The organism is Dyadobacter sp. HNCC25DJ183 (assembly GCF_056895175.1).
Window position 1 is genome coordinate 25267 of sequence record NZ_JBXHAP010000004.1, and the last position, 25586, is coordinate 50852.

The 25586-nt window shown below is 46.1% G+C and carries 24 protein-coding genes; 5 read left to right on the plus strand and 19 right to left on the minus strand.

From position 1 onward, the window contains the following. Positions 1 to 38: 38 nt before the first annotated feature. Together recA and AC1XTG_RS10675 are read right to left on the minus strand one after the other, a co-directional pair. On the minus strand, positions 39 to 1109 hold the full coding sequence (gene recA / locus AC1XTG_RS10670) for a recombinase RecA (protein ID WP_056282976.1): 1071 nt from the start codon (positions 1107 to 1109) through the stop codon (positions 39 to 41). A 213-nt stretch (positions 1110 to 1322) separates the two neighbouring features. Then, positions 1323 to 2822, minus strand: a complete 1500-nt coding sequence (locus AC1XTG_RS10675; protein WP_484841980.1) for a hypothetical protein — start codon at positions 2820 to 2822, stop codon at positions 1323 to 1325. A gap of 181 nt (positions 2823 to 3003) precedes the next feature. Between AC1XTG_RS10675 and AC1XTG_RS10680 the strand changes: the two genes are divergently transcribed. Together AC1XTG_RS10680 and AC1XTG_RS10685 are read left to right on the plus strand one after the other, a co-directional pair. Then, positions 3004 to 4056: an aminopeptidase gene (locus AC1XTG_RS10680; protein ID WP_056283544.1), complete on the plus strand. Its 1053-nt coding sequence runs from the start codon at positions 3004 to 3006 to the stop codon at positions 4054 to 4056. Between the two features lie 47 nt (positions 4057 to 4103). Beyond that, positions 4104 to 4871 (plus strand): DUF3108 domain-containing protein, encoded by a 768-nt coding sequence (locus tag AC1XTG_RS10685; protein WP_484841981.1) that lies wholly within the window; start codon positions 4104 to 4106, stop codon positions 4869 to 4871. Here the strand turns inward: AC1XTG_RS10685 and AC1XTG_RS10690 are convergent. After that, entirely contained in the window at positions 4858 to 5835 is a 978-nt protein-coding gene (locus tag AC1XTG_RS10690) for a GNAT family N-acetyltransferase (protein ID WP_484841982.1), read from the minus strand. The two genes, AC1XTG_RS10685 and AC1XTG_RS10690, sit on opposite strands and share 14 nt — an antisense overlap. A 44-nt stretch (positions 5836 to 5879) precedes the next feature. After that, a complete protein-coding gene (gene dnaA / locus AC1XTG_RS10695; RefSeq protein ID WP_031527630.1) occupies positions 5880 to 7307 on the minus strand; it encodes a chromosomal replication initiator protein DnaA in 1428 nt (475 codons plus the stop codon). 248 nt (positions 7308 to 7555) lie between these two features. Here dnaA and AC1XTG_RS10700 point away from each other — a divergent pair, with 248 nt between their 5' ends. Both AC1XTG_RS10700 and scpA read left to right on the plus strand, forming a co-directional pair. Then, entirely contained in the window at positions 7556 to 8944 is a 1389-nt protein-coding gene (locus AC1XTG_RS10700) for a methylmalonyl-CoA mutase family protein (protein WP_484841983.1), read from the plus strand. Further along, complete coding sequence (scpA, locus tag AC1XTG_RS10705; protein ID WP_484841984.1) at positions 8941 to 11085, plus strand: methylmalonyl-CoA mutase; 2145 nt, start codon at positions 8941 to 8943, stop codon at positions 11083 to 11085. The genes AC1XTG_RS10700 and scpA overlap by 4 nt, the downstream gene beginning before the upstream one ends. Here scpA and AC1XTG_RS10710 read toward each other — a convergent pair. From AC1XTG_RS10710 to AC1XTG_RS10780, 15 genes are all read right to left on the minus strand, one after another. Beyond that, positions 11082 to 12278: a beta-ketoacyl-[acyl-carrier-protein] synthase family protein gene (locus tag AC1XTG_RS10710; protein WP_484841985.1), complete on the minus strand. Its 1197-nt coding sequence runs from the start codon at positions 12276 to 12278 to the stop codon at positions 11082 to 11084. The genes scpA and AC1XTG_RS10710 overlap by 4 nt on opposite strands. 1 nt (position 12279) lies before the next feature. Beyond that, positions 12280 to 12546, minus strand: coding sequence for a phosphopantetheine-binding protein (locus tag AC1XTG_RS10715; RefSeq protein ID WP_056282955.1), 267 nt, complete (start codon positions 12544 to 12546; stop codon positions 12280 to 12282). Positions 12547 to 12581: 35 nt separating this feature from the next. Further along, positions 12582 to 13859, minus strand: coding sequence for an ABC transporter permease (locus tag AC1XTG_RS10720; RefSeq protein WP_484841986.1), 1278 nt, complete (start codon positions 13857 to 13859; stop codon positions 12582 to 12584). Between the two features lies 1 nt (position 13860). Beyond that, positions 13861 to 14619 carry an ABC transporter ATP-binding protein gene (locus tag AC1XTG_RS10725; protein WP_484841987.1) on the minus strand — a complete coding sequence of 253 codons (759 nt, stop codon included), beginning with the start codon at positions 14617 to 14619 and terminating at the stop codon, positions 13861 to 13863. A 3-nt stretch (positions 14620 to 14622) separates the two neighbouring features. Beyond that, the gene (gene darH / locus AC1XTG_RS10730; RefSeq protein ID WP_484841988.1) at positions 14623 to 15654 is read right to left on the minus strand and encodes a BtrH-related acyltransferase DarH; all 1032 of its coding nucleotides are present in this window, start codon (positions 15652 to 15654) and stop codon (positions 14623 to 14625) included. Between the two features lie 4 nt (positions 15655 to 15658). Beyond that, positions 15659 to 16057 (minus strand): flexirubin biosynthesis protein DarG, encoded by a 399-nt coding sequence (gene DarG / locus AC1XTG_RS10735; protein ID WP_484841989.1) that lies wholly within the window; start codon positions 16055 to 16057, stop codon positions 15659 to 15661. Between the two features lie 13 nt (positions 16058 to 16070). Then, on the minus strand, positions 16071 to 17213 hold the full coding sequence (darB, locus tag AC1XTG_RS10740) for a dialkylresorcinol biosynthesis protein DarB (protein ID WP_484841990.1): 1143 nt from the start codon (positions 17211 to 17213) through the stop codon (positions 16071 to 16073). After that, on the minus strand, positions 17213 to 18124 hold the full coding sequence (locus AC1XTG_RS10745) for a hypothetical protein (RefSeq protein WP_484841991.1): 912 nt from the start codon (positions 18122 to 18124) through the stop codon (positions 17213 to 17215). The genes darB and AC1XTG_RS10745 overlap by 1 nt, the downstream gene beginning before the upstream one ends. Positions 18125 to 18149: 25 nt before the next feature. Next, a complete protein-coding gene (locus tag AC1XTG_RS10750) occupies positions 18150 to 18632 on the minus strand; it encodes a hypothetical protein (RefSeq protein ID WP_484841992.1) in 483 nt (160 codons plus the stop codon). 34 nt (positions 18633 to 18666) lie between these two features. Further along, positions 18667 to 19731 carry a methyltransferase gene (locus tag AC1XTG_RS10755; RefSeq protein WP_484841993.1) on the minus strand — a complete coding sequence of 355 codons (1065 nt, stop codon included), beginning with the start codon at positions 19729 to 19731 and terminating at the stop codon, positions 18667 to 18669. 9 nt (positions 19732 to 19740) lie between these two features. Then, positions 19741 to 20466, minus strand: coding sequence for a YdcF family protein (locus AC1XTG_RS10760; protein ID WP_484841994.1), 726 nt, complete (start codon positions 20464 to 20466; stop codon positions 19741 to 19743). Between the two features lie 134 nt (positions 20467 to 20600). After that, a complete protein-coding gene (locus tag AC1XTG_RS10765) occupies positions 20601 to 21233 on the minus strand; it encodes a hypothetical protein (protein WP_484841995.1) in 633 nt (210 codons plus the stop codon). Between the two features lie 23 nt (positions 21234 to 21256). Further along, entirely contained in the window at positions 21257 to 21871 is a 615-nt protein-coding gene (locus AC1XTG_RS10770) for a hypothetical protein (RefSeq protein WP_484841996.1), read from the minus strand. Between the two features lie 33 nt (positions 21872 to 21904). Then, entirely contained in the window at positions 21905 to 23167 is a 1263-nt protein-coding gene (gene flxY / locus AC1XTG_RS10775) for a flexirubin biosynthesis putative acyl-CoA ligase FlxY (RefSeq protein WP_484841997.1), read from the minus strand. 26 nt (positions 23168 to 23193) lie between these two features. Beyond that, positions 23194 to 24876: a C45 family autoproteolytic acyltransferase/hydrolase gene (locus tag AC1XTG_RS10780; protein ID WP_484841998.1), complete on the minus strand. Its 1683-nt coding sequence runs from the start codon at positions 24874 to 24876 to the stop codon at positions 23194 to 23196. Positions 24877 to 24937: 61 nt separating this feature from the next. Here AC1XTG_RS10780 and AC1XTG_RS10785 point away from each other — a divergent pair, with 61 nt between their 5' ends. Further along, complete coding sequence (locus AC1XTG_RS10785) at positions 24938 to 25564, plus strand: 4'-phosphopantetheinyl transferase family protein (RefSeq protein WP_484841999.1); 627 nt, start codon at positions 24938 to 24940, stop codon at positions 25562 to 25564. Positions 25565 to 25586 lie beyond the last annotated feature (22 nt).

A 25586-nucleotide genomic window follows, 5' to 3' on the forward strand; every position in this document is an offset into this window, starting at 1 on the left:
ACAAACAGGGCATTTTTCATTTACATTAACTTTTAGACTTATAGCGGAGCTCCGTCGTCAACGACGTTAGGCTCACTTGTATCTATCAGAGAATCGGGATCGTTATTCACTTTTCCACGCACTTTTGCCTCGAGTTCTTCCAATAGTTCGGGATTGTCTTTCAGGAGCGACTTAACCGCGTCCCTGCCTTGTCCGAGCCGATTTCCATCGTAGCTAAACCATGAACCGGCTTTCTTCACGATGTCCAGTTCCACGGCCAGATCAATCACCTCTCCTACTTTCGAAATTCCTTCACCATACATGATATCGAATTCGACAACTTTGAATGGAGGCGCTACTTTATTTTTCACCACCTTCACTCTTGTACGGTTACCCAAAATCGCATCGGCACTTTCTTTGATCTGCCCTACACGACGAATGTCTAAACGTACCGAAGCGTAGTATTTAAGCGCATTACCACCCGTCGTTGTTTCCGGGTTACCGAACATCACGCCGATTTTCTCTCTCAACTGGTTAATGAATATACAGCAGCAGCCGGTTTTGTTAATTACCCCGGTCAGCTTACGAAGTGCCTGCGACATTAATCTCGCCTGCAGACCCATTTTACTGTCACCCATTTCGCCTTCCAGCTCAGCGCGCGGAACTAATGCAGCAACGGAGTCAATCACGATGATATCTACCGCGCCGCTGCTGATCAGGTGCTCAGCAATTTCAAGCGCCTGCTCACCGCTGTCAGGCTGGGAAATCAACAGGTTACTGGTATCTATACCTAATTTTTCAGCGTAAGAACGGTCAAAAGCGTGCTCTGCATCTATAAAAGCTGCCAGACCACCTTTTTTCTGAGCCTCTGCAATGCAATGCATTGACAAAGTGGTTTTACCCGATGATTCAGGGCCATAAATTTCTACCACACGGCCGCGGGGAACACCGCCAACACCTAGTGCCAGGTCGAGCCCGAGAGAACCGGTAGAGATGACAGGAATATCTAAAACCTTGCTGTCGCTCAGGCGCATAACTGTGCCTTTACCGTAAGCTTTATCAAGCTTTTCCAGCGTGGTTTGCAATGCTTTCAGTTTGTTGTCCTTATCTGTTGTGTTTGGTTGTGCCATAAAATGGTAAACAGAATTTAGTTTGTGTAAAAACTGCAAGTTCTTGAAGAACAAAAACTGCAATCAAAAGGGGTTGTCTTTCATGTAAAAATACCAAAAATTTGTAATAATTCCAACCCGCTTAATGTGGTTAATTCAAGAAAATAGCCTCAAATTCCAGTTTTAAAGATTTATGAAAACGGACGTGCAACCTGAATGTTCAAATGGATCGTTTCAGTTATCAGAGGGATTCGACGGAGCCATTTTCAGCTCGTAAAATGAGTCCTTCTTACCCAGGTACTGGTCTGCTTCGCGCTGCGACCATTTGTCCCGGAGTACCTCATAAATGTTGGGGTAAGCATCATAGGGAATGGGATCAAAAACGACACGATCAGGAAAGTACTGTTTTGTCACTACATTCACCCGCAACGAACGTACTACCCTGCCGATGGCGATGAAAGAGCAGGAAGCCATAACTGCAAAGAAGGCCAGCTGTAAAAACGATTTACGCAACATTCGCCAGGAATCCTGCCAGGGAACCACTGTGAAAGGATAGAATACGTAAATACCGGTGATGATCAGGTACGGCATCAATCCCCGGAACAGGAAATCATTCACCTTACCTACCCTGTAAATCGGGAATACCATGAAAAAGAACAGGATCAGGTAGAATGGGAATGCGTCCATCGGCGAAGTTTGCCGCGTGCTGAAATACCGGTAGCTGAAGAAAAAGACTACCAGGTTGATACCAATGTTGACAATGTACTCAATCACTCTGCTCGGCATACTATCCGGAAACTGCCAGATAAATCCTGAAATAGGCGGCTCTTCGTGTGAGGTCAGGAATAACAGCATGGGCAGGCAGCAAAGAAATGGCAGGATCACGTGCCTGAAAACCAGTGCCCAGTCAAGCCGCAAGCCTGCGAGGAGCCATTTGCGGACAATTACGATGGCCGCCAGCAGTCCGCTCGTGAAAGCCGGGAAAACCGCCCACCAGAATGTGAGTGCAATGGGAAGTACAATGTACTCTACACCCAGCTTGTTTTTAAGCAGGTAAACAAACATACCGCCGATCATCAAAGTCGGGATCACCTGATTAGGTACCCACAGCAGATTTTCGAAATTGGACCAGGATTCAAGACCAAAGTCGCCCATTTGATACCACATGTGCGTGAATTTGTAAAAAACAGTTTTGATCACGTGCGGCGTATCGCCCACAGCGGTGGCGAGCAATGTAAAAATGATGTTCTTGTTCAAGGCGAGGTATACCCAGGCAATACCCAGGAAAAAGCCCAATGCAGTCCAGACAAAAATAACTGTCTCATTGATGCCGCCGAGCCACTTGAAAATCAGCGCGGGTACCACATAATAGCCATAGTAATAGGAGATAACCGGTCCGTCCTGTGGAATGCGGATCGGCCATTCGTATTTAAAGAGTTCGTAGAATTTGGTATTATGGCACCAATAGTCAAAGGTTTGGTATGACAATCCTGCCGCACCGGAGACGAAGGTGATCAGTAATGCAATGGCCGTTAACACACCCAGATCTTTGATAATCAGCGCGGGACGTGCATCTGAATTGAAGTTGCCGGACATGAGGACCGTTGCGAAAGCTGCCAGAAGTAAGAGGATCCAGACGGCCGCGATGGCGGTTTTCGTCCAAAAGAAATAATAGAGCAGGTTCGGCACCAGTAAATAGCCGATCGTTAAAGACCTGAGTAATTTTACTTTCATGGAGAATGGATGTAAGAACAAATATATCAATGCCAGCTTACATTATCTTCATATTTCACCGAACGGTTACTAAGCGGCTGTTTTCTTGATGCATAATTCCTTTTCCTCAATTAAGCAGCTTTCAACATCGGGAGTGGCCATTTTTACATAGATTTGCTTCCGGTACCTTTTAGTGTTAAGCGTGAATAACTTATCCGTTTTCAAGAAAATACTTCTCCTGTTACTTTTCGTCGTGCTGGTTGTAGGGATCATTTACCGCGATGTGATCGGATATGGTTTTCTGCAGGCGAAGGGGCAAATCGGCATTCTGATGCATGTGCAGGATGTGGAAGAAGTAATGGCAGATCCTGCCTTTCCGGATTCGCTGAAAGCACAGATCAGGCTGATCCAGGAAATTAAGAAGTTTGGTACCGATTCCCTGGGGCTGAACCCGTCCAAAAACTACACGACTTTTTATGACCAGCATGGCAGACCGCTGATCTGGCTTATAACTGCATCTGAAAGATACCGGATAGCTCCCCACCAATGGCACTTTCCAATCGTAGGTACATTCCCCTACAAAGGCTATTTCGACTCGACGAAAGCAGTTGCAGAAGAAAAGGCGCTGATCGCGCAGGGACTTGATACCGACATTGGAGACGTATCTGCATGGTCGACATTAGGGTACCTCAGAGACCCCATTCTATCGAGTATGCTTAAACGCAAACCGGGGAGCCTGGCTAACCTGATCCTGCATGAACTGACGCATGGTACACTTTTTGTTAAAAGCAATCTCGAACTCAATGAGAATCTGGCCAGCTTTGTTGGTGACCAGGGAGCGATCCGGTTTTTGAAATACAAATACGGACCAGAATCGGTTGAGCTTCGGAATTATCAGTTTTCCAGAAAATACAATGAGGCTTATTCGGCACATATGCTGCGTGGAGCTATGAAGCTCAATAACCTTTACAAGACATTTGACGGAAAACAGGAACCTGACAAGAGGAAGGATTCGCTCAAGAAAGCAATGATCGTGCAGATTGTGGAAGACGCGGATACACTTCTCTCGGGCTCACAAGCGTTAACAACCAAAACGCGGCTGACCGACAAGCAGATTCCTAACAATGCCTATTTTATAAGTTACCTGACCTATAAATCGAAGCAAAATATGTTTTTACAGGAATTTCAAAATAAGTTCGGAAGCGATTTGAAAAGCTATTTGCAGCACCTGAAGAAAACATACCCCTCTATGTAATTGTCTGTAAAATGAAGAAAGCCAGTTGTTTATTAGCCATATTGACAATGCTACTATTTTTCTCTTTCAGCCAGCTGGAAGACAAAGCCGCAGATATGCGCGTGGTAGCGAACAAAAGCTTCGGAATGGGAGAACGCGTTGAGTACCGCGTCCATTACGGGTTTATTAATGCAGCCGAAGCAAAAGTGGAAGTCGGAAAGAACATTTCGATGATCAATAACCGGCCCTGTTACCGGGTGAATGTGACGGGTCGGACAGTCGGCGCATTTGACCTGATTTCCAAAGTCCGTGATACCTGGCGTTCTTACATTGATACTACGGCGATTCTTCCCCAGATGTTTGAGCGGCAGATCCAGGAAAACAAGTACCGGAAAGACGAGAAGGTTATCTTCAACCACAACCGCGATCAGGCAATTGCAAGTGTGAAAGAAGAAACGAAAACTTTTACTGTTCCTAATAACATCCACGATATCATTAGCGGGTATTACTTTCTGCGTACGATCAACTTTGATAAAGTGAATGAGGGTGAGATTATCGAAGTGCCTACATTTTTCGATGGAGAGGTTTACAAGCTGCGTGTGCGGTATGTAGGCAAGGATGTGGTCAAAACCAAGTTCGGAAGAGCAAAAGCGTTGCGGATCAATCCATTGATCCCCACCAACAAATTCTTCAAAGACGAAGGCGCAATGCGACTTTGGGTGACTGATGATGTGAATAAAATTCCATTGAAAGCAGAAGTAGAACTCAAAATCGGTTCGCTTGAAATGGATTTGAAATCCTACCGCGGACTGAAACAGGAGATCAAGTGGTTTTAAGTCTGTTTCGTCTCCATTCCTGAACTTGCCGCAATGGGAATGGAAGCTTGTTTTTGCGTATAGCAGGAAAAGGTATCTCCTTGCTTCCAAAACTTTTGTAAAAAGAAGCAACAGAATCCACCTCCGGACTCTCAAAGTCTAAAACCTGACTACCCGGGCAAAATTCCCGAAAGTACTGATCCAGCAGGAAAGTCCTCGCGTGCTCCCGCCGGCCTGTTTCGTCAGCCGCATTGAACAGATAAATCACCCTACCCCCACTTTTCACAAGCAAAATGCCTGCGTGTATTTTGCCTTCCCTGGCTGCATACCAAAGTTCAGCCTGCGCACGCACGTTGAGTGCCTGATACAATGCTTCAAGCAGATTATATGCATTTGGGTTAACTCCGCCTGGGATTTTTCTGGAATGATTAGAAACAAAAAGGTAGATAAGTGGGTGAATATTGGTACTTACAACAAGTTTCCATTGTGCTTCCCAGGCTTTTCTCAAATTCCTCCTGCTATCCTTTTTAAAGGCCGCCGTGAGTTCGCTGTAACGCTGATTGAGATCAAGCCAGTGCGTGGTATTTGAATGAATGCAAAACTCGGGGAAACGATCCGAGAGCCCGCGCAACAGCGGTTCATTTTCGGGATTAAAATGATAAGCCGATATGTAACTGTACTCACGGGATACTGCTTTCAGGAAAACCTCAGCTTGTTCGCTTGTAAGTGGTTCGCGTGAGAAAATGCCCAGGTACTGACAGAAAAGGGGTTGATACAGGATTTCAACACCGAAACTTTTTCTGACCGGAAGCGGCATAATGGCCTGGTATCCCCGGTTATCAGAGTAAACCAGCGCCTTCCAATCCAGGCAGATAATATCGAGATAGTAGGTAAAAGCGTAAATGACGCATTGCGAAGAATCCTGAATTAACGCATTCCAGGCGGCATTGTCAATTTGAGTGCGGGTAAACAGGATGGGTGACATCGATAAAGGATCAAATGAAATATCTGTCCTTTAGACGTCGGTTTCTACTTAAAGTAACTGCGGAGCTTCTGTAAAGTTTCTTCCACGTCCGGTGTTTCGTCCATCAGGAGATTAATACTTTGAATGGAGTGGATCACCGTAGAGTGATCGCGGCCCCCAAAATGGTACCCAATGGATTTCAATGGAAGATCTGTATACTCTTTGGCAAGAAACATAGCCAGCTGACGCGGATATACAACTTCCTTCTTCCTGCTCTTGCTTTTCAAATCTGCAATGGTAACCTGGAAGAAGTCGGCGATTACCTCCTGAATTGTGTCGATGGTAACCTCCTTGCTCTCATTCATGACGATGTTTTTGAGCGTATTCTTGGCAAGTTCCACATCAATCTCGCGCCTGGTCAAAGAAGCCTGTGCCATCAACGATACGATCACACCTTCCAGCTCCCTTACGTTGGAATTCACGCTGTGGGCGATGTATTCAATCACATCATAGTCAATGTAAATTCCTTCCGACTGGATTTTCTTCTGGATAATCGCAATCCTTGTTTCGTAGTCAGGCGCCTGTAAATCGGCTGTCAAACCCCATTTAAAACGCGAAAGCAGACGGTCCTGCAAACCTTGTAATTCCCTCGGCGGACGGTCACTCGTCATAATGATCTGCTTGCCGAGCTGGTGCAGGTGGTTGAATATATGGAAAAAGGTATCCTGCGTTTTTTCTTTACCTGACAAAAACTGCACGTCGTCAATTGCAAGTACATCGACTTTCATATAAAAGTCCGTAAAATCCTGCAACGTATTGTTTTTGATCGAGTTGATAAACTGATTGGTAAATTTTTCGGAGGAAACATACAGTACCAGCTTATTCTCATAGTGGTTCATAATGTAGTTCCCGATCGCCTGTACCAGGTGCGTTTTACCCAATCCCACACCTCCGTACATCATCAGTGGGTTGAAAGAAGTCAATCCGGGACGCTGCGCTACTGCAAATCCCGCCGAGCGTGCAAGGCGGTTACAATCTCCCTCGATAAAATTATCGAATGAATAATTGGGGTTCAGGTAAGTATCCAGGTTCATGGAATCCTGGTCCTTTTCCTTATGGTTAGAACCCAGCCGGGGATCTGTAACGAAGTTGTCCGGCTTTGAGTAGTTAGGCGACTTGGGCGTCGACACATTCATGGTCAGCGGCTGGTGCTTTTCATTTCCTTTATCAACGATAATGGAGTATTCAAGCATTCCGTCGCGTCCAATTGCGTAATCAAGCGCTTTTCTGAGCAGATTAACGTAGTTATCTTCCAGCCATTCGTAAAAAAACTGGCTCGGAACCTGGATCGTAAGTACTTTTCCATACAGCCGCAGTGGTCGGATAGGCTCGAACCACGTCTTGAAACTTTCCTCCGGAACATGCTGCTGAACAATCCTCAGGCAGGCATCCCAGACATGGTCTACTTCTGTATTTGCTTTTACTCTTTCCAATGTGTAACTAACCAAAACTCAGATGTTCTTGTTTAAGGGACGGCAAAGATATAAAAATACCTGATCTGTCAAGATTGGTCCAGGGTTCAATTTAGTATCAATATGACCGAACTCCAAGCCAATGGATAAAAACCTCGCATTTAAAATCGGAGCTGCACGCGCTTAATTCCGTAGGTGTTTGAGGCACAAAATATTGGCTCAATTGTTTAGTTTTGCCCTGGTCCGTTTCTCTTCATTCCGGTTGCACGATGAATCCAGCTTCACTTTTTTCAGAATTTGAACCAACTGGCTACGACAGCTGGACAAAGCAGGCTGAGGCAGAGCTCGGTGCAAAATTTGATATCTTGAAGCACTGGTCGCTGGCACCCGGCGTATCCACAAATGCATATGCAACCGCAGATATCCTGAACCCGGAGGAGGTTGAACAAATGCGGAACTGCCAGAAGCTGGTACCCGGCTGGCTTAATCTTCCGCGACTTAAACTTGCTACTCCGGCGGAAACCAATGCAAGAATAAGGGAGGCTTTGAGTCAGGGCGCAGACGGTATTATCATCGACTTTCAGAATACACAACCGGATACTGCCGAAATCGCGCGGCTGCTGCATCATGTTAAACTGAATGACAATCCGGTTTACTTTCAAACAACCCAGCCCGTAACACTGCTTTTCAATGCAATTACCAATAACACCGGGTATCTCGTCAAGGGCGGTATAGCCCACGATCCCATCGCATGCTGGATGCGTACCGGGTCTAACCTGGCAGAAGCAATGAAGCCGGTAATTTCGTTTTGCCAAACCAAAGAAGGAGGCGAATTCCGTCCATTGATGGTGGAATCGCACATTTACCATAACAATGGCGCTGATCCGGTGCAGGAGCTCGCATGTACGCTTGGCGCGCTGGTCACCTACATGGACTTGCTTACCGAAGCTGGTATTTCACCTATAAAAGCATTTAACAGCGTTTTCTGCTCCGTTTCCATAGGTACCCAATATTTGACAGAGATAGCCAAGCTGAGAGCTTTGCGATATTTGCTTCGGAAAGTTGCCGCAGCCTATGATCTTTCTTTTGAAAAAACAAAGCCGCTTATACACGCAAAAACTTCCTCTTTTTACCATTCAGCTACTGCCAGCTACACCAATATCATCCGTGCAAGCAGCGAGGTGATGAGCGCCGTGACAGGTGGCTGCGATGCATTAACGATTGAGGGATTTGATAGTCACCTTACCAAAGAAACCGAACTTTCTTCCCGGATTGCGCGAAACATATCGTCCGTTCTTTCCTATGAAAGTGGCCTGAATGTCGTGGCTGACCCGGCTGGTGGTTCCTATGCGATTGAACAAATGTCCATTGCATTGTCAAATGCAGCCTGGGCGCTTTTTGTTGAAATGGAAGACAAAGGCGGATTGATCAAGTGCTTTCAGGAGGGGTATATACAGGATCTGCTGCGCGATTCGGCAAAAAAGAAACTTGATATGCTGGAAAACGGCGGGGTAATGATCGGTGTAAATCGTTTTACCGAACCTGAATCCAACCCGGTTGAGGCAGCACAAACATCCGAAAGTAATCCTGCAAAACTGCGCCTGCTTCGTGATACTTCTTTATCTGAAATGTTCCAAAATCAACGGAAAACGCTATGAAACCTGATTTTAGAAAAGTTTCGGATCAACATACAGGCAATGCAGCTCCCGTAGTAACGCAGGATAAAACAGGTACCACGCGCGAGGGAATCCGGCTCGCCTCCTATTTTAATGCAGGAGATACTGCATCGGCTGGTCACCTGCATTTCGGAGCGGGGAAAGCTCCTTTCCTGCGCGGACCTTACGCGAGCATGTATCTCGACCGCCCCTCGACAGTCCGCCAGTATGCAGGCTTTTCCACAGCAGCCGAGTCGAATGCATTTTACAGACGTAATCTGGCGGCCGGACAAAAGGGACTATCAGTTGCATTTGACCTGGCAACGCACCGGGGTTACGATTCTGACCATCCAAGAGTGACGGGCGACGTGGGTAAAGCCGGAGTTGCGATTGATTCAGTTGAAGATATGAAGGCGCTTTTTGATCAGATCCCGCTGGATCAAATGTCTGTATCGATGACCATGAATGGCGCGGTAATTCCTATTATGGCGTTTTTTATTGTCGCTGCCGAAGAGCAGGGTGTTTCTCCTGAAAAGCTCTCTGGAACCATTCAGAATGACATTTTGAAAGAGTTTATGGTACGCAATACCTATATATATCCGCCCGCTGCATCCATGCGGATTGTAGGGGACATATTTGCGTATACGTCACGCTTTATGCCAAAGTTCAATTCAATCAGCATCAGCGGGTACCACATGCACGAAGCTGGCGCACCTGCACACCTTGAACTCGCATACACACTCGCGGACGGACTTGAATACATCAGAACAGGTATTGCTGCGGGTATTCCGGTCGACGATTTTGCGCCGCGGCTGTCGTTCTTCTGGGGAATTGGCATGAACCACTTTATGGAAATCGCCAAGATGCGCGCGGGAAGATTATTGTGGTCAAAAATTGTGAAGGGCTTCAACCCGGCGAAAGAAAAATCAATGGCGCTGCGCACGCACTGCCAAACAAGCGGGTACAGTCTTACCGAGCAGGATCCATTTAACAATGTCACCCGCACGACCATTGAAGCTATGGCGGCAGTGATGGGGCACACACAGTCGCTACATACCAATTCGCTGGACGAAGCAATGGCGCTCCCTACCGACTTCTCAGCGAGAATCGCGCGAAATACGCAACTGTTTATCCAATATGAAACTGATATCTGCAAGTCCGTCGATCCATGGGGCGGCTCGTACTATGTGGAGTATCTTACCGGCGAGCTGGCTGAAAAAGCGTGGCAACTTATCCAAGAAGTGGAATCAATAGGCGGCATGACACGCGCAATCGAGACCGGGCTACCAAAGATGCGGATTGAAGAAGCTGCGGCAAGAAAGCAGGCTCGCATCGATTCGGGCAAGGATATTATTGTAGGTGTGAACAAATTTCAGTCAACAGAGCAGAACAGCATTGAGCTGCTTGAAATAGACAACCAGGCTGTCAGAGAGGCGCAGATCAATGCATTGAACAAACTCCGGGCAAACCGGAACCAGGAGGAAGTTCAGTCAGCATTGGAAGCAATCACACTCGCCTGCACACAGCCGGGGGGAAAAGATATGAGCGCAAACCTGCTGGCACTGGCAGTAGACGCGGCGCGCAAACGGGCTACATTGGGCGAAATTTCAGAAGCTATGGAAAATCATTTTGGAAGATATAAATCCACCATCCGGTCTATATCAGGTGTGTACAGCGCAGAAGTTTCAGATGACGAAAACTTCCGCCTCGCCCGCCAGCTCTCCGATCAGTTTGCCGAAATGGAAGGTCGCCGGCCGAGAATCCTGGTGGCAAAAATGGGACAGGATGGTCACGACAGAGGTGCAAAGGTTATTGCTACCAGTTTCGCTGACCTGGGTTTCGATGTGGATATCGGGCCTCTCTTTCAAACTCCGCAAGAGGTAGCAATGCAGGCAGCAGAAAATGACGTGCACATCATAGGCGCATCGAGCCTTGCAGCCGGGCATAAAACATTGATCCCGGAATTGATCAATGCATTGGAGGCAATCGGCCGGCCGGATATTATGGTAATTGCGGGTGGAGTAATTCCTCCGCAGGATTACCAGTTTTTATATAATGCAGGAGTAAAAGGTGTTTTCGGGCCGGGAACTATCATTTCGGTAGCTGCGCAAAAAATCCTTAGTACACTGATGGAAGCCCATTAATTGGCGCTTCCGAAAACCAGGGAAGTACAATTGCCGCCGAAACCAAAAGAATTGGAAAGCACATAATTGATCTGCTGCCCCTCTTCAAAACTTAGAATGGGGACCCGGTCGTAAGTAGTAACCGGCACCTCAATGCTCAGACTTGGATAAAGTTCGGAGTGAACAATGCTCAGGATACTAAAAATTGCTTCCAGCGCGCCGGCTGCGCCCAGAGTATGTCCCGTGAAAGATTTTGTAGAACTGTAAGGCGGGATTTGCTCAAAAAGCTGATGCAGACCGAACAACTCTACGTCGTCGTTGTTTTTCGTGCCCGTACCGTGCGCATTCACATAATTGATCTGCTCAAATGCGATACCCGCAGTCTCCACAGCCTCACGCATGCAGCGGATTGCACCAGTAGCTTCGTCAGACATTGCAGAAGGATGGTGCGCGTCGTTTGCATTGCCATAACCTGCTACCTCTGCATACACCTTTTTACCTGCTGCGCTCTCTGCGGTTTCAAGTACCAGATACGCCGCTCCCTCCCCGAGGTTCAAACCATCCCGGTTTTCGTCAAAAGGCTTACAGGCAGAGCCGGACAGGATTTTCAATGCATTGAAGCCGTTGACAGTGTATTTGGCGAGACTATCTACCCCGCCGACGATCACGCGGGTCGCCCGGCCGGAGCGAATCAGCCGCGCTCCGAGCATAATGGCATTAGCAGAGGAAGAACAAGCCGTATTGATCGTATCGGTAAATCCCCTGATTTTGTAATGATCAATAATTTTAAGCGTATGCGAAGCACAGCTGTAAGCGTCAAGGTATTCGGAGCCGCTGGATTTCAGGTTAGCATCGTCATAAAGCTGGTCTGTGAGGCACATTCCGCCTACTGTACTGGCTGATATAAATGCAGTAGTAAAGTCAGAAAGCTGTTCTTGTGTTAAGCCCGCATCATTTACCGCCTCATCAAAAGCTTTGCTGGCGAGCAGGCAGGTACGTGTATATCCCAGGCTATTTTCAAGCCCGAGCATTGCTTTTAAAGATTCATTACTCGTTTTGCATTCTCCAAAAGGCAGCAATGCGGCGTACTGTGATTCAAACCGGGCAGCTTTACCTATTCCGGTAACACCTGCGCGCAGGCTTTGATGATTTTCATGCAGGTTCTCCCCTATCGCCGAAATAACTCCCATTCCCGTAACCAGCACTTTCCTCATATCAGGCGGTTTTCGTGTTGGCAAGAATATATTCCGCCATTCGGTTTACGTCTACAAGTATTTTCCTTCCCTCAGCCGGGTTGGTGATCTTGATCCCGTATTCTCTTTCAAGAAGTACTACCAATTCAAGCGAGTCAATGGAATCAAGGCCGAGATCGCCGCCGAAAAGTGGTTCGTCATCTTTGATATCCTGAGGATTAACGTCTAGTAAATTCAAATACTGTACAATTTGGCCCTTCAAAATGGGCTTCAAGCTTTCTATGTCCATATAAATAGTTAAATGCGCTGCTACGCTAGCCAAACTTAAAGAATTCTTTCGATCCGAAGTTTAAAATATGTCGCCAGCTGACAAATCAGTATAAAAATACCTAAAAATGAAAAAACCAGTCCGAGCTCGCGCCAGCTGCCGCCTTTCAGGAACAATACATAAAAGCCTTCGAGACACCAGTGCAGCGGCGAAAAATTGCTGGCTGTCTGCATGAATGCGGGCATCACAAACGTAGGTACCAGGATCCCGCCTATTGCACCAAAAATAATAATGGAAATGGCGCCGAATCCATTCGCCTGCTGCTCAGTTCTGGCAAATGCGCCGATCATCAATGCATAGCTTACTGCCGCCATACTGCTCACGAAGGTTACGGCCAGGAGTGCGATCAGATTTTCAGGAACGGTAAGCTGCGGTAATCCCAGCCGGGGCAAAATCCATATTCCCATTGAAAATGTGAGTGCAACCTGCACCACAGCCACCGTAACGTAAATGGCCATTTTGCTGAACATCACCAGCATAAATGTGGTCGGCATCGTCTTCAACCTAAGGAAGCTTCCGTTTATCCGTTCTTTTACAATGTTGCTGCCCAGGGATACCACCATAAAAAACATCGCAAAAATGGTCCAGGCAGGTACGTTATGCTGCGTCGAATTAGGCAGTACTGTTGAGTTATTGTTGCTTGCTATGATCGGATCGATTTTCACGCGGTTCGATATCATCTTCTCTTTCAGTACTTCTGATTTATTACCAAGGTCCATACTCGCGTACATTCTGTCGATCATCAGCGAGTTTTCAATCATACCCATGTAAGACTGTATTATCCCCATGACCGACTGGCTGTAATTCTCCTGCAAAACCGGGTCGTGATAAAAAGCGAGCCTCGGCATATCCACCTTTTCCTGCGTTGTGGAATCACTTTCCAGCCCGAGGTCCTGCATTAATATATTGCTAACATCTTGCGCATTACTTTCCAGACCCGCTGAAAATGTGGGTGGAATAAACAGCGCGATCAACTTTCCCCGCGCCAGCAATTCCTTTTTTAATGCACTTTGCTCGATCTGATCTTGTGAATCGATCCTGAAAAGACCCGATTCTTTCAAAGTATTCACCAGCTTTCCTCCTTCCTTTCCCGAATCCTTATTTACGACTAACAATGCGATCTGGTTTTCGTTGACCATTTTGTACGCACTATCCTGAATAATGGTGATGATAAAAACGAGGAGCAGCGGCATTAAGAAGAGCAGCGCAAGGCCGGTCTTGTCATTGATGAGCAGTAAGAACTCTTTTCGAAGTGAGGAAAATATTTTGAACATCCTAGTCCCTGTACGCTTCGCCGGTCAGATTGATAAATAGTGATTGCAGGTTTGGAACGTTGTGCTGGGTTTTCAAATCCTGTATATCCCCTTCAGCAATAACCTTACCATGATCTATCAGCGCGATGTTCTTGCAAAATTCCTCAGCCTCCGACATGTGGTGAGAAGTGTAGATAATGGTCGTCCCTGCCTCATTGATGGATTGTAAATAGCGGATAATCGCATTGCGGCTTTGTACATCCACACCTACGGTAGGCTCGTCCAGAAAAAGGATATCCGGCTTGTGAATAATTCCGATCGCCAGGTTTACGCGCCGCTTCATACCACCGGAAAACGTTTCAACCTTATCGTCCACCGACTTCGAAAGACCAAGCACATTTAACAAATATTCTCTTCTTTCAAGCAGCTCGTTTTTAGGAATGTTATACATCGCACCGAAGTAGTCTAGGTTTTGGCGCGGTGTGAGCTCCTGATAAAATGCATATTCCTGCGGCACAAACCCGATTCTGCTTTTCCGCTCAATGGGAGATAGTACTTTACCATCAATAATGAATTCCGCCTCGCCTTCGGAAGGCGGAATTATCCCGCATAGAATGGAGATCAGTGTCGTTTTCCCGGCTCCATTCGGACCTAACAAGCCAAAAACATCTGACCTGACAATATCGAGAGAAACATCGGTGAGGCTATTTTCCTGCGCAGATTTATATTTTTTAGAAACGTGCCGGATCTGAATGCATACAGGATCTGAAATGTCTTCCATGCGCTACTTTCCTAAATTAAGTCTGGAAAGTTTTTCGAAGGCTTCTTTTTCAACTGAACGTATGTCCAGCATGATATCCGCGATTTCATCGAAATCCTTTTGCTCGGTCAACCTGCCTTTGTACACTCCTGCCATTTTGATAGCGCTTGCCCGCCACAGATCTCCCGCTTTGGTAAAATCTTCGGAAACCTGCGAGAGCCTGTCATCCTGCATATAAGCAGAAGCCTCTTCAAGAAATGCACCATAAAGAAAGCGAAAACCACCGCCGCCTGTCCCGATCTCTTCCTGCATCCGAACGATCTGCCCCAGGTACAGGCTCGCTTTCCGCAGCCCGAGCTTGTCGCGCCACTTGCGAACATGATTGGAAGTGTGCCTGATTCCGTCTACACCAGCAAAGTTGCCGGGAATGCGCAGCATATCGCGCACATTGCGGCGGATACCTTTTCCAATTCCTTTTCTGATCAGATCGTCAGAAATTGGCTTTACACTTTCCGGAAAGTAAATATGTCCCTTCGGTGCAAGCGGGCCCTGTGCGAAGCGGACACGCGATAGTTCTTCCCGCGATAGTGAGGTTACATCCTCCATTACCGGGTCGCTGATCAGATAGCGGTCGTTTTCCTGACCAAAAACGATCAGGTTGTGTGCATTGAAATGGAAGCGATACTCTTTTGGGAAGTAGGTCAGGTGAAATACGCCGACCTGGCAGCCGACAGGTACTCCTTCTTTTACTTTCTGATTTAAAAATGCTTCGGCGGCAAGCGGGTTCGAGAATTTCTTTCTAGTCACATCAACACCCAGCGACTTGCAGGTACGCTTAAAAATAGCGCCGGGCATGGTCCTGAAAGAAATTGCAGGGCCGTTATTGACTGTCAGAAAAGGGATTTGTATATAAAAAAGACCCGATCCCATTCCGAATGCAAGTGGCTCGGTCATGAAATCCAGTCCGTGGTAACGCAGCAAAGCCGTTGTTACGCCATTCTCACAATGCGCCGTTTGGACGTGGTGAAATTCATCCGTTTGACTATCAACATTCACTGGCTTAACCTTTAAAATTTTTCAAACTATCAACTGTGATATCAAACGCGCGGGCATATTTTTCAAGTTTACGCTCGCTCAGCTTCTTAAATACAGCAGGTTTTAAATGTCTTTTGATGAAAAAAGAGAAGATACCTGTGTACCCCGAAAGTACGGGCAGGTCCATCAGGCGCAATTCCATAAAATAATAGATCGGGCTTTTTTCTCCTCTTATTACTGCCTGCCTGGCTTCTTCCACTCGCGCATTCACATCCTCCCAGGCGCTGTCCAATGCAAATTTCTTGACCTCCCAACCCTTACTCAGCGCTGTTTCGTACTTTCCGTCCTCATTTTTGACGTAGCATACTTCCCTCGTAAACTTCTCGAGAGCGCCTGTATCTTGTGGCAGATCTTCCTTTTTCATTTTGAAACTGGTTTTAACAAACAGTCAGCAAACAGAACATGTAAGAGAATCTCGAACTTTCAGGAACAGCGAGTAAAATCTTCTCTCCTTTTTTCAATGCGCCGCTATGGAATACTTCTTCAAGCATCATATAGATAGAGGCGGCACCCACATTTCCTTTATTCACCAAATTGGTATACCATTTTTCCTTAGGTATGCCCATTCCGTTTATTTTCAGGAAATCGTCAATTTTATTTTCAAAAAAGTAGCTGGATAAATGCGGCAAAAAGTAGCTGATTTCATCCACGCTCATATTTTTCTTTTGAAGTATATCCTTCAATTTCGCAAAGCCTAATTTAACGATTTTCTCGCCTAATAGCTTCACATCCTGCTTGATACTGAATACCGAACGGTCTTGTATTTCTTCTGCAGCGTAGTCTTTATAACTCTGCAAAGTCCCGTCTTCAAGTTTGTCGGCGCCCATATACATACAGGCTTCGTATTCATTTGCGTATGAACAACCTTCAAGCCAGTCGATTTTAAGGGAAATTCCCTCTGCATTCGGCTGAGGTTCTACCAGGAATGCCCCTGCGCCGTCTGAAAGCATCCATCTTAAAAAATCCTTTTCAAAAGAGATGTATGGATTCTGCTCCAATCGTTGCAGCTGGCTGATTTCTTCCGCAAACTGATCAGCCTTTAAAACCGAAGAAAGCCTCTCGGATGCGCAGGAGACTGCTTTTTGCTTGTCTCCAACCTTTACCGACATGTAAGCGTATTTGAGCGCATGCATACCTGCACAACAAACGCCCGACGGAGATACCACCTCGACAGACGCCGTTTCCGGCAAACTTCCGTGCACCATAGAACCGTGCGAGGGCATTAGCTGGTCGGGACTGGAAGTAGCGCAGCTCAGGAGATCCATTTCTGCGATCTCGCCCGGATTATTTTTGAACAATCCTCTCACAGCCTGGGCCGCCATTTCTGCATTGGTGTGCGTAACAGCGCCATCCCGGGTCAGTGCGTAATACCTGCTTTTTATCCCGTTATTACGTAAAACGATTGCTTTTGATTTCGATGGCTTACCGTTGATGTATCCTAGATATTCTTCCATTTCTTCATTCGAAACGGACTCATTGGGCAAAAACTTGGCAATTCTTGTAATGTATGCTTCTGACATTATGATTTGATTTCAACCCCACAAAAGTATTGTTTTTTCTTCTTAATCGTATTTTCGGTAAAAGGCGCTACAAACAAATTGTACAAAAAAAGTATGACCGGTGCTACCATAAATAGAGCTACCAGCAGGTAATATTTGAAAAATCCAACTAGCCTTTTCCGTTTAGCCGGCGTGGTACCCTTTGTTTTGATCAGGTTTGCCCAGATCCTGAACAGCTTTTTGGCGCGTTGCTCGATAAAAAGGATATCTGTCGGGATGTCGATCAAACCCGTTGCGAGAATGTCGTGCTGCAAATTTCCGTATTCCTGCTTTTCATGAGCAATACGCACAATCCGGCCGAACTGCGCACCACTTTCGATATCCTTCTGACTGACTCCCGGCATTGGAAAAACGCCCCACTTTTTATCTTTTCGTCCGGTCAGCATCCAATGCAAAATCGTGAATGCACTGATCAGGTTGGAAGTCCGGTCCATAAACGGGATGTTCCCTACCAGCCTCCCGCCGCCTGCGGCAATTAGCTTCTTTACGCTTTCCTGCGAGTTAAGCCACATATTCCGGCCACCAATAATCGTAACCACAGGAGTTCCGTTCATGACAGCCTTGAATGCAGGCGATTTCAACAGGGATGTAAATGGTAGCGAAGGCGAAAGGAACCAGGGTTGGTAACCAAGTACAATCAGATCGTAATGCGGCGAGGCAAAATGAAAGGGTTCCAGCTCTATGGTTTCTTCCAGCACGCATTCTGGCATTTTATCAAAAAACTCGTCGGTAGTCCACGGAAAAACAAAGGGTTTTGCCGGTTCTACAATTACACGCTCAATGTCAGCCTGGTCAAATGGGAGTAAAAAGTGGTCGATAATTTCGTTCAGTTGTCCCGTCTGCGAATAGTTTACGACAAGTATGTTTCCCATTTAATTTTTTAATCCAATTTAAGCATTATTTCAGATCAGACGGGCTGAGTACCTTTGAGTTTTTTGCATAGTCAGCAACCGCGCTCTGCACACTCGGATGCAGCTTGCTGTACGCTGCCACAACTGCCCGTTTATCCTCGTCGACCTGCTTGTTATATTTCAGGATTTTAGGCGCGTGTTCCTGGATCGTAAGTCGTAAAAACCGGTACTCTGCATTATCCGGCTGACTTTTTATTTCTTCTTCCAGTATATGCGCCCCTTTTTTAAATACCTTCAACTTCTCCCCTGCCCCCTTCACAAAACCCGCTTTTTTCATCGTCAACGCAGCGATATAAGCTTTGTTGCGAGACGTCGACTTTTCGGATTCAAGTCCGGCAATCATTTTATCTATCGTGGATTCGTCGCCCGAAGACAGGGATTTATAAAAAACACTCCTCTCAACTTGGGTCGCGGCAAATGCTGTAAACGCCAGACCGAGCATCAGGTAAGCAACCAGTGTTTTTCTCATCTCTATAAATTTACGCTGTCTGTTTCAAAACGGATTAAGCCTGCCGCTTTTTCCTGCATTCCAGAATCGTATGGTAGCTATCCCCGATCAATGGATAAGTTTCAATCACTTCGAAACCAGCTTGATCGACTAATTCTTTCATCACGCCGATGCGGTACATTTTACTGTTTCCGTTGGCCATGATTGTGAAATACAAAGATGTTGCTACCAGGCTGTAATGCGCAGCAGGATAATTCTGGTTATCAAAAAATGGTTCCAGAATGTAAAGCGTTGTCTCGGGAGAGGCTGCCTGGTAAGCATTTTCAAGAATCTGGACAATTTGCTCTTTTGAAAAGCAATCGAGAAACTGGCTCATCCAGATTACATCCGCACCCTGAGGAATTTTTTGGGCAGCGTCGAGCAGATCTATCTCGTGGAAATCAATGCGATCCAGCAGATTTTTAGCAGCTGCATTTGCTTTGGCTACTTTCAGCTGCACGGGTAAGTCAAGTATTTTAATGCGGACGTCGGGATCATGCGCACAGCAGGCAAAAGACCATTTACCTGTATTCCCGCCAATGTCAAAAATCAGCCCGGGCTTTTTCCTGAACACAATTTTCAATGCGTCCGGAAATGCATTGTCCGAGTAGTAATGGTCGAATTCAAACCACGATGTTTTGGCTGGTTCCGGTAGTACTGAAAGTCCCTCATAAATGGTTGGCCAGTCGCCCAACACTTTCAACCCCTCCGGCTTCCCTTTCACGAAGCTTTCGGTCATATTTTTCGCGCCGAGGTAACATACATCATTCATAAAATTGATGTTGACCCGCGTCATTTCATCCTTCAAAAGAAAAAAGCCTACCTTGCTGATCCTCACGATGTCACTTTCTATATCAACAACTCCGAGGACCTCAGCCGCCTCCAGAAGCAGATGAACACTATACTCCGAAACGTCGAGCTTTTCAAGAATGGCATCCACGGTAACGCCCCGGCGGTGCTCACCGATAAACTGCAGAATACCCAACTCCCTTAATGCGACTACCGATTGAAAATAAATCGGCCCGAACGCTATTTTCTGTGCTTCATACTTCGCCTCAATGGCAGATAATTCTTTTTTCATTATATGCATTTATGGTTCCTTACTTACCGAAGAAGAGGGGATCGTCCGGTCTTTAAACTTCCTTATGTATTTTTTCTTTTTAAGATCCTCCTCCTGCCACACAATGTACTTGCCCATGGTGCCTTTAAACCGTTGAAAGAAATTCTCCCTGTCCGACAGCTTTTGAAAATTCGCTCTTGTTGTGTTTTCCAGGTTGATCTTAGGCTCGTACAGATTCAACACTTTAATTGTGTCAATCACCGTCGGAAGCAGACCGACCGGAAGCTCATACCTTTTTATAAACCGGCGCATATAGCTGGTCTGAATGGGATCCGTAGACAATGCGATTTTTTCAAATCCCAGGTCTTTGGCAAGCCGGTACGAATAGTAGATATTCTCGGTCGTGTGCTGGGCCTTCTCTTCTGTGAACAGGTTTTCACGTGGCACGCCAAGTGCTTCTGCATAGTTGGCCATCACACGGCTTTCTATATACTCTGTCGCCACAGCCGAGCCTGAGAAGATGATATTCTTTGTATAGCCCTTTGCATAGAGATAATGCGCCCAGTGGATCCTCAACTGTAAAATCATATCCCATTTCTGTCCGTTGAACGGATAGCCGGGGACAATGATCGCGTCATAGGGCTGATCCTTTAAACCTTCCTGAAATGCCCTCTCCGCAGAGCGGTACAGCATTTTGCCACATCCTGACAATAATATGGAAAGTAGCACCGTAAGGATCAAGGTTGATATTCTCACAAGTTGTATTGTAAATTAAGCATTAAGCTGTGAAAAGTTCACCAAAACCGGCAAACAAATCACAGCTTATCAGGTAACATTATGGTGTCGGTATTGAATTCTGAGCTTTAAAAATAAGCAATTCTATTTATTTCTCAGCCTTTAAAAGTCTTGCTCCACTTCTTGTACAGCTTGGAGTCAATTTCCTGGTTGATCTTGTAAACGGCGCCGGCCCAGTAATTCCTGAACCCGAAACCGCCTGCTTTTCCTTCAACGTGCTCGGTATAAAGCACCTTTTTTGTGCTCAGATCAATGAATGTAACCCAGGCGGTCATTTTCTCGGCAGTCTTGCTCAGATTTTCGACAACGTACACAATACCAATGCCGTCGTTCTCGCTGAGCGCGTATTTGGCCACCGATTTTCTGACCTGATCTTCTGTGATACTGTTCGCTGTCTCGGTAATGTTCTCAGCCACATTTACTGACTTGTTGAACTTCACCATATCCTCAACCTTGGAAACATACTGACCGTCATTCAGATTGAATGCTTTTTGAAGCGAGAATTTTTTCGGCTCCATTTCGATCAGATTGTTCCAGCTCACGATGTGCTGGTTCTGGATCGCCGTTGGATCTGTGAAACCTACCGAACCCACGTACTTGGCCTGCGTAAAATCAAGTCCGAGAAAAACGACTTTTGCTTTCCCCGCAAAAAGCTCCGCCATGGTATGATCGGCCCAAGCAGCGGCGGCATTGCACAACAGCAACGCGAAAAGTACTAACTTCTTCATAACCTGAGATATTGAGTGAATAACTACTTAAGTTTCTTTTCAAGAAATGCAGCCAGCGATTTTCCTGCTTTGGCGTAGGATTCAGCCAAACGTGCGCCGGTATCGAAGTCCATTCCGAAAGCCACAGCGCCTGGTACATTCCTCATCGCCAGCTCAGCAACCTTGCCAGACTTGTTATTGGATTCCACTACGTCAATTTCATAATCGATATATGCATTCCTGCGCATTACACCCACATTGAAGCCGGGCTCTACAAACTTGGTACGCACGATCATAGTATACGCCGCGTCAGGACGGGATTGTACAACCTGCAAACCTTTGTCTTCCATTCCTTTGTTAAACAGTTCTTCAAACTTAGGCTCAAAGCGGTTTTTCCGGTCGTCCACCCAGGCTTTTTTCCAGGCATCTCCCTTACCCGACTCCTTCGCATTGTACTCAGCGGCTTTTTTATCAAGATATTCCTGCTCAGTGGCAAACTTCCCTACTCCGAAGCTGGAATAATCGTACTCTATATTAACAATTTTTTGTCCCGATAAAACGGCAACATCTCCGGAACGCGCCTCTACTCTCTGGGCGATTGAAGCATTGGAACTCAGGGCAACCATAGCGACTACGGATGCAAAAACGAACTTTTTCATGGACTGATTGATGTATATTTAAATAATAGAGGATCAAATATATATCAATTTTTCAGGTTTGCGTTTTTCCTGGCGGAAGATTCGGAAGGAGAGTTCTTCAGCGGTTATAAACTCAAAAACGGGCGTTACCCTGAGCCGCGATTTAAATAAGGAATGGAGCATTTCACGGAACGCCGGCGTGTGTAAATGCATGGCCAGCAGTACAGTTATCTCATCATTCCCAAACTCGTTTTTAGATACCACAACCTGGTACAGCTCTATTTCCCTGACCATATCAAGGACATCGAAAATAGCGGGCGGAAAAATGGTTGTACCCTTGAATTTGATCATCTGCTGCTTCCTGCCCACAACAGGGCCAAGCCGCGGACTGGTGCGGCCACATGCGCACGGACTATAATATACATGACAAAGATCTCCCGTTTTATAACGTAACAGCGGCATACCTTCCACGCCCAGGGTTGTAACAACTACTTCCCCTAGTTCACCCTCCTCCACTGCCTTACCCTGCTCATCCACTACTTCAAGAATTAGCAGGTCCGGATTTAAATGCCCGCCTTTTCCTTCGCCACATTCCGTAAATGCGGCACCCATTTCTGTGGATGCATAGGTAGAGAACAAGTTAACATTCCATTGAGAAGTGATCCTTTTTCCCAGTTCATTATATGTAAAATCAGGATTGCGGATTGGCTCGCCAATGCAAATGATCGACTGAATACTTGAAGATTGAAAATCAATCCCGTTGGCAAGTGCATAATCTATTAACCTTGGAATAAACGAAGGTATCGCAATGATAACGGTTGGAGAAAACCGCTGAATTGACTCCCATTGCAGGTAAGGTGCACCCGGCCCGACGCGGATCATACCCGCTCCCATTTTCCGCGCCCCCATCCAGTAGGCGAGCCCGGCCATAAACCGGCGGTCGATTGTGGTCATTAACTGGTAAATATCGCGCTCACTCCCACCTGCGCATCTGAAAGACTCCGCTTCGTTTGTAGCCAATCTTTCAATATCCGAATCTGTCAGGTAAAATGCGACCGGATCGCTAAGCGTACCGGAGGTTGTTACATAATCCGCTATCCTGCTTTTAGGTACACAAAGGAAATCATCATTTGCAGCCGCCAGATCATCTTTCGTTGTGAATGGAAGTGAAGAAAGATCTGCAATTTTAAACACAGCTTCAATATCAACACCGTGCTCCCGAAAAACCCGCTGGTAATAAGGGGAATGGTCACTTACGTAAGACAACAAATATTTCAGGCGGTTATCCTGCGCCTCACGGTATGCTATTTGACTCATTAACTATCTCTTTTATAATAGAACCCTTATCGCTTGCTTTTTTTGCATTCCGATATTTTTTGCTCAATGCCATGTTCTTCGCGGATCGAAGCCACGTCCATTGTAAGCGCCTGCCGATAGTAGCTTACTGCCTTCTTATTTTCTTCTTTGGCTTTAAAATAATCGCCCAGGGCTACATAGGTTACATAGCTTTTAGGGTTACTCGCTATGAAACTTTTCTCCGCAGCAGGTGTCAGCTCAAATGGGATCCCCATCATCACAAACTTCGTGATCTTCTGCCGTGTTTCTTTAAATGCTTCAAATTTGCGGTATTCCGGTGAATTCAGGAATGGGTCTTCACTGATCATCTGTGCACTTTCCACGTTGATCCTGCCTGCAAAAACATCATTCAGATTGTAATGGATGAACGCACCGAGCTGGTAAGGCGGCGTTGAGATCCACATTTCTTTTTGTTCGGGTTTGAAAAGGATACCGTGGTGTGCGATCAGCTGATTGAGCGATTTTGCATTTCCATATCCGATAAACTTGTCATCAATCCCGTTCTTGTCCCGCAAAATAGCCGCGGCCTCATTCACGTCCAGCGGATAAGAACGTTCCATTAACTGTGTCATACGATCAAACCGCGCCTTGGAATCTGAGGTAGCAATGTTCTGGATGTTTACCGAATCGCTGGTAAATGTGCTGCCCTGATAATGGTTGGCGCAAACGAGGTAGTCTTTTCCTGATTCATATACATCCATTTTCTGGGGCGATTTTTCAATAATAACCGCCTTCTTGTCAGCCGCGGAACCGATCAGCAGCGACTCCGAAACGAACGTTTCACTTCGCTGAGCAATTTTCGTTGCTTCTTCAATATTGGAAGCATATTGCAGGATTTCCCGCGCCAGAATGGAGATAGGTTCTTTAGCAGTAAATGGAACATCCGATTTGGATGCATTCAATGTAACAGTCACCCCTTTTTCATTCATTCCGGATACTACCCCCGTCAACCCGGCCCAGGAGTAAGAGGCGAATTTATATCCTTTATCCGGCTTCATAAAGACGATCAGCTTGTCCTCGGCAAATGCATCTCCCATATAAAAGTCAAAGTTGCGCGCGATCAACAAAGTCGAGTCACTTGACAAACCATTTTTGACCGCAAAAGAAGTACAGCCTACTACCACATTCATGTCTGCCAGCGCGTGACCGATATCATGCGCCGCGTGGTAGTTCATAATTCTGTAATATTTGGGAGCTATGTAGTTGAACTTATCCGAAAACGACTGGGATACTCCGTAAATCTCCTGCTGATTCTCCTCGGGAATGTATTTATAAATGTCCCGGTTAAACCAGCCTACAAATCCTTTCAGTACCTGCAAAAACATGGAACTCGGGATCAATTCCTTGATCTGTCCTACAAAATGCACTTCTTGTTTTTCCATTAACTCCTTTGCAAGCACGCCGTAAATCAGTCCGCGTTCGTAAGGCGCACCTTCCAGGTACATTTCCCAAATCCCGTGCTTATTCTTTTTCAGCCAGCAGTTACCTACTGCATAATGGTCCTTCCCGAGCTGTATACGTTTGTAACTTTCAGGAGTTTTATTACTTTCAATTTTTGGGGCAGGAAGATTGATCCGCCACAGGAAGAGCCCGAATAATATTCCGATCACCAATAGGAAAATGGAAAGCGCTTTAAGAACGGATCTGGCTATTTTGTTTTTAGGCCACATAAGGAAATGCAATGCGTAGACAATAGATACGCAGTTGTTTTATGATCAAAATTAACGATTAATGCCAATTTGTTGTATAAAAACCATTTCACCGAAAGCCCGGCTTGGACTTTGGCACATGACCGAAACCTGGCAGGAGCTTCGGAGCCTGGTTAACCTTCCCGAGGAGGCATTTGCACAACTTAAAAGCATTTCAAAAGACAAAAGAAAGCAAGAGTGGCTCGCCTGCCGCATGTTGATCCAGGAACTTACTTCGCGGCCGCCGGTTGTCAGGTACGATACCAACAGGAAACCGCATATCCCAGATAGTTCTTACCAGCTGTCAATGTCGCATTCAGGTGATTTTGCAGCTATATATCTGGCTGACGAACAATTGGTTGGTACAGATATCCAGCGAATGAAACCTTCCATTTCAAAAGGAATTGACTATTTTTTGAATGAAGAAGAGCAACAATGGATCAATGCAGCTGACAATCTTTTGCTGCACCTGATCTGGTCAGCCAAGGAATCCGCATTCAAGTATGCCGGCGACGCAGAGCTCGATTTGAAAAAACACATTACGATAAAGCCTTTCAAAAGCAACCAAAATGGCAGATTTGAAGTTTTGCTTGCAAGTAAAGGTACATACCAGACACTTCCAGTAGCTTACGATACCTTTGAAGATTACGTACTGACCTGGACACTATAATCCGGACCCAAGCCTTAACATA

Coding starts and splice junctions, on each gene's coding strand:
- scpA (WP_484841984.1), top strand. CDS start 8,941: ATGAAACCTGATTTTAGAAAAGTTTCGGATCAACATACAGGCAATGCA.
- AC1XTG_RS10755 (WP_484841993.1), bottom strand. CDS start 19,731: ATGAAAAAAGAATTATCTGCCATTGAGGCGAAGTATGAAGCACAGAAA.
- AC1XTG_RS10715 (WP_056282955.1), bottom strand. CDS start 12,546: ATGGACATAGAAAGCTTGAAGCCCATTTTGAAGGGCCAAATTGTACAG.
- DarG (WP_484841989.1), bottom strand. CDS start 16,057: ATGAAAAAGGAAGATCTGCCACAAGATACAGGCGCTCTCGAGAAGTTT.
- AC1XTG_RS10785 (WP_484841999.1), top strand. CDS start 24,938: ATGCCAATTTGTTGTATAAAAACCATTTCACCGAAAGCCCGGCTTGGA.
- AC1XTG_RS10745 (WP_484841991.1), bottom strand. CDS start 18,124: ATGGGAAACATACTTGTCGTAAACTATTCGCAGACGGGACAACTGAAC.
- AC1XTG_RS10725 (WP_484841987.1), bottom strand. CDS start 14,619: ATGGAAGACATTTCAGATCCTGTATGCATTCAGATCCGGCACGTTTCT.
- AC1XTG_RS10700 (WP_484841983.1), top strand. CDS start 7,556: ATGAATCCAGCTTCACTTTTTTCAGAATTTGAACCAACTGGCTACGAC.
- AC1XTG_RS10685 (WP_484841981.1), top strand. CDS start 4,104: ATGCTACTATTTTTCTCTTTCAGCCAGCTGGAAGACAAAGCCGCAGAT.
- AC1XTG_RS10750 (WP_484841992.1), bottom strand. CDS start 18,632: ATGAGAAAAACACTGGTTGCTTACCTGATGCTCGGTCTGGCGTTTACA.
- AC1XTG_RS10675 (WP_484841980.1), bottom strand. CDS start 2,822: ATGAAAGTAAAATTACTCAGGTCTTTAACGATCGGCTATTTACTGGTG.
- AC1XTG_RS10720 (WP_484841986.1), bottom strand. CDS start 13,859: ATGTTCAAAATATTTTCCTCACTTCGAAAAGAGTTCTTACTGCTCATC.
- flxY (WP_484841997.1), bottom strand. CDS start 23,167: ATGAGTCAAATAGCATACCGTGAGGCGCAGGATAACCGCCTGAAATAT.
- recA (WP_056282976.1), bottom strand. CDS start 1,109: ATGGCACAACCAAACACAACAGATAAGGACAACAAACTGAAAGCATTG.
- AC1XTG_RS10780 (WP_484841998.1), bottom strand. CDS start 24,876: ATGTGGCCTAAAAACAAAATAGCCAGATCCGTTCTTAAAGCGCTTTCC.
- AC1XTG_RS10710 (WP_484841985.1), bottom strand. CDS start 12,278: ATGAGGAAAGTGCTGGTTACGGGAATGGGAGTTATTTCGGCGATAGGG.
- AC1XTG_RS10765 (WP_484841995.1), bottom strand. CDS start 21,233: ATGAAGAAGTTAGTACTTTTCGCGTTGCTGTTGTGCAATGCCGCCGCT.
- darB (WP_484841990.1), bottom strand. CDS start 17,213: ATGTCAGAAGCATACATTACAAGAATTGCCAAGTTTTTGCCCAATGAG.
- AC1XTG_RS10690 (WP_484841982.1), bottom strand. CDS start 5,835: ATGTCACCCATCCTGTTTACCCGCACTCAAATTGACAATGCCGCCTGG.
- AC1XTG_RS10770 (WP_484841996.1), bottom strand. CDS start 21,871: ATGAAAAAGTTCGTTTTTGCATCCGTAGTCGCTATGGTTGCCCTGAGT.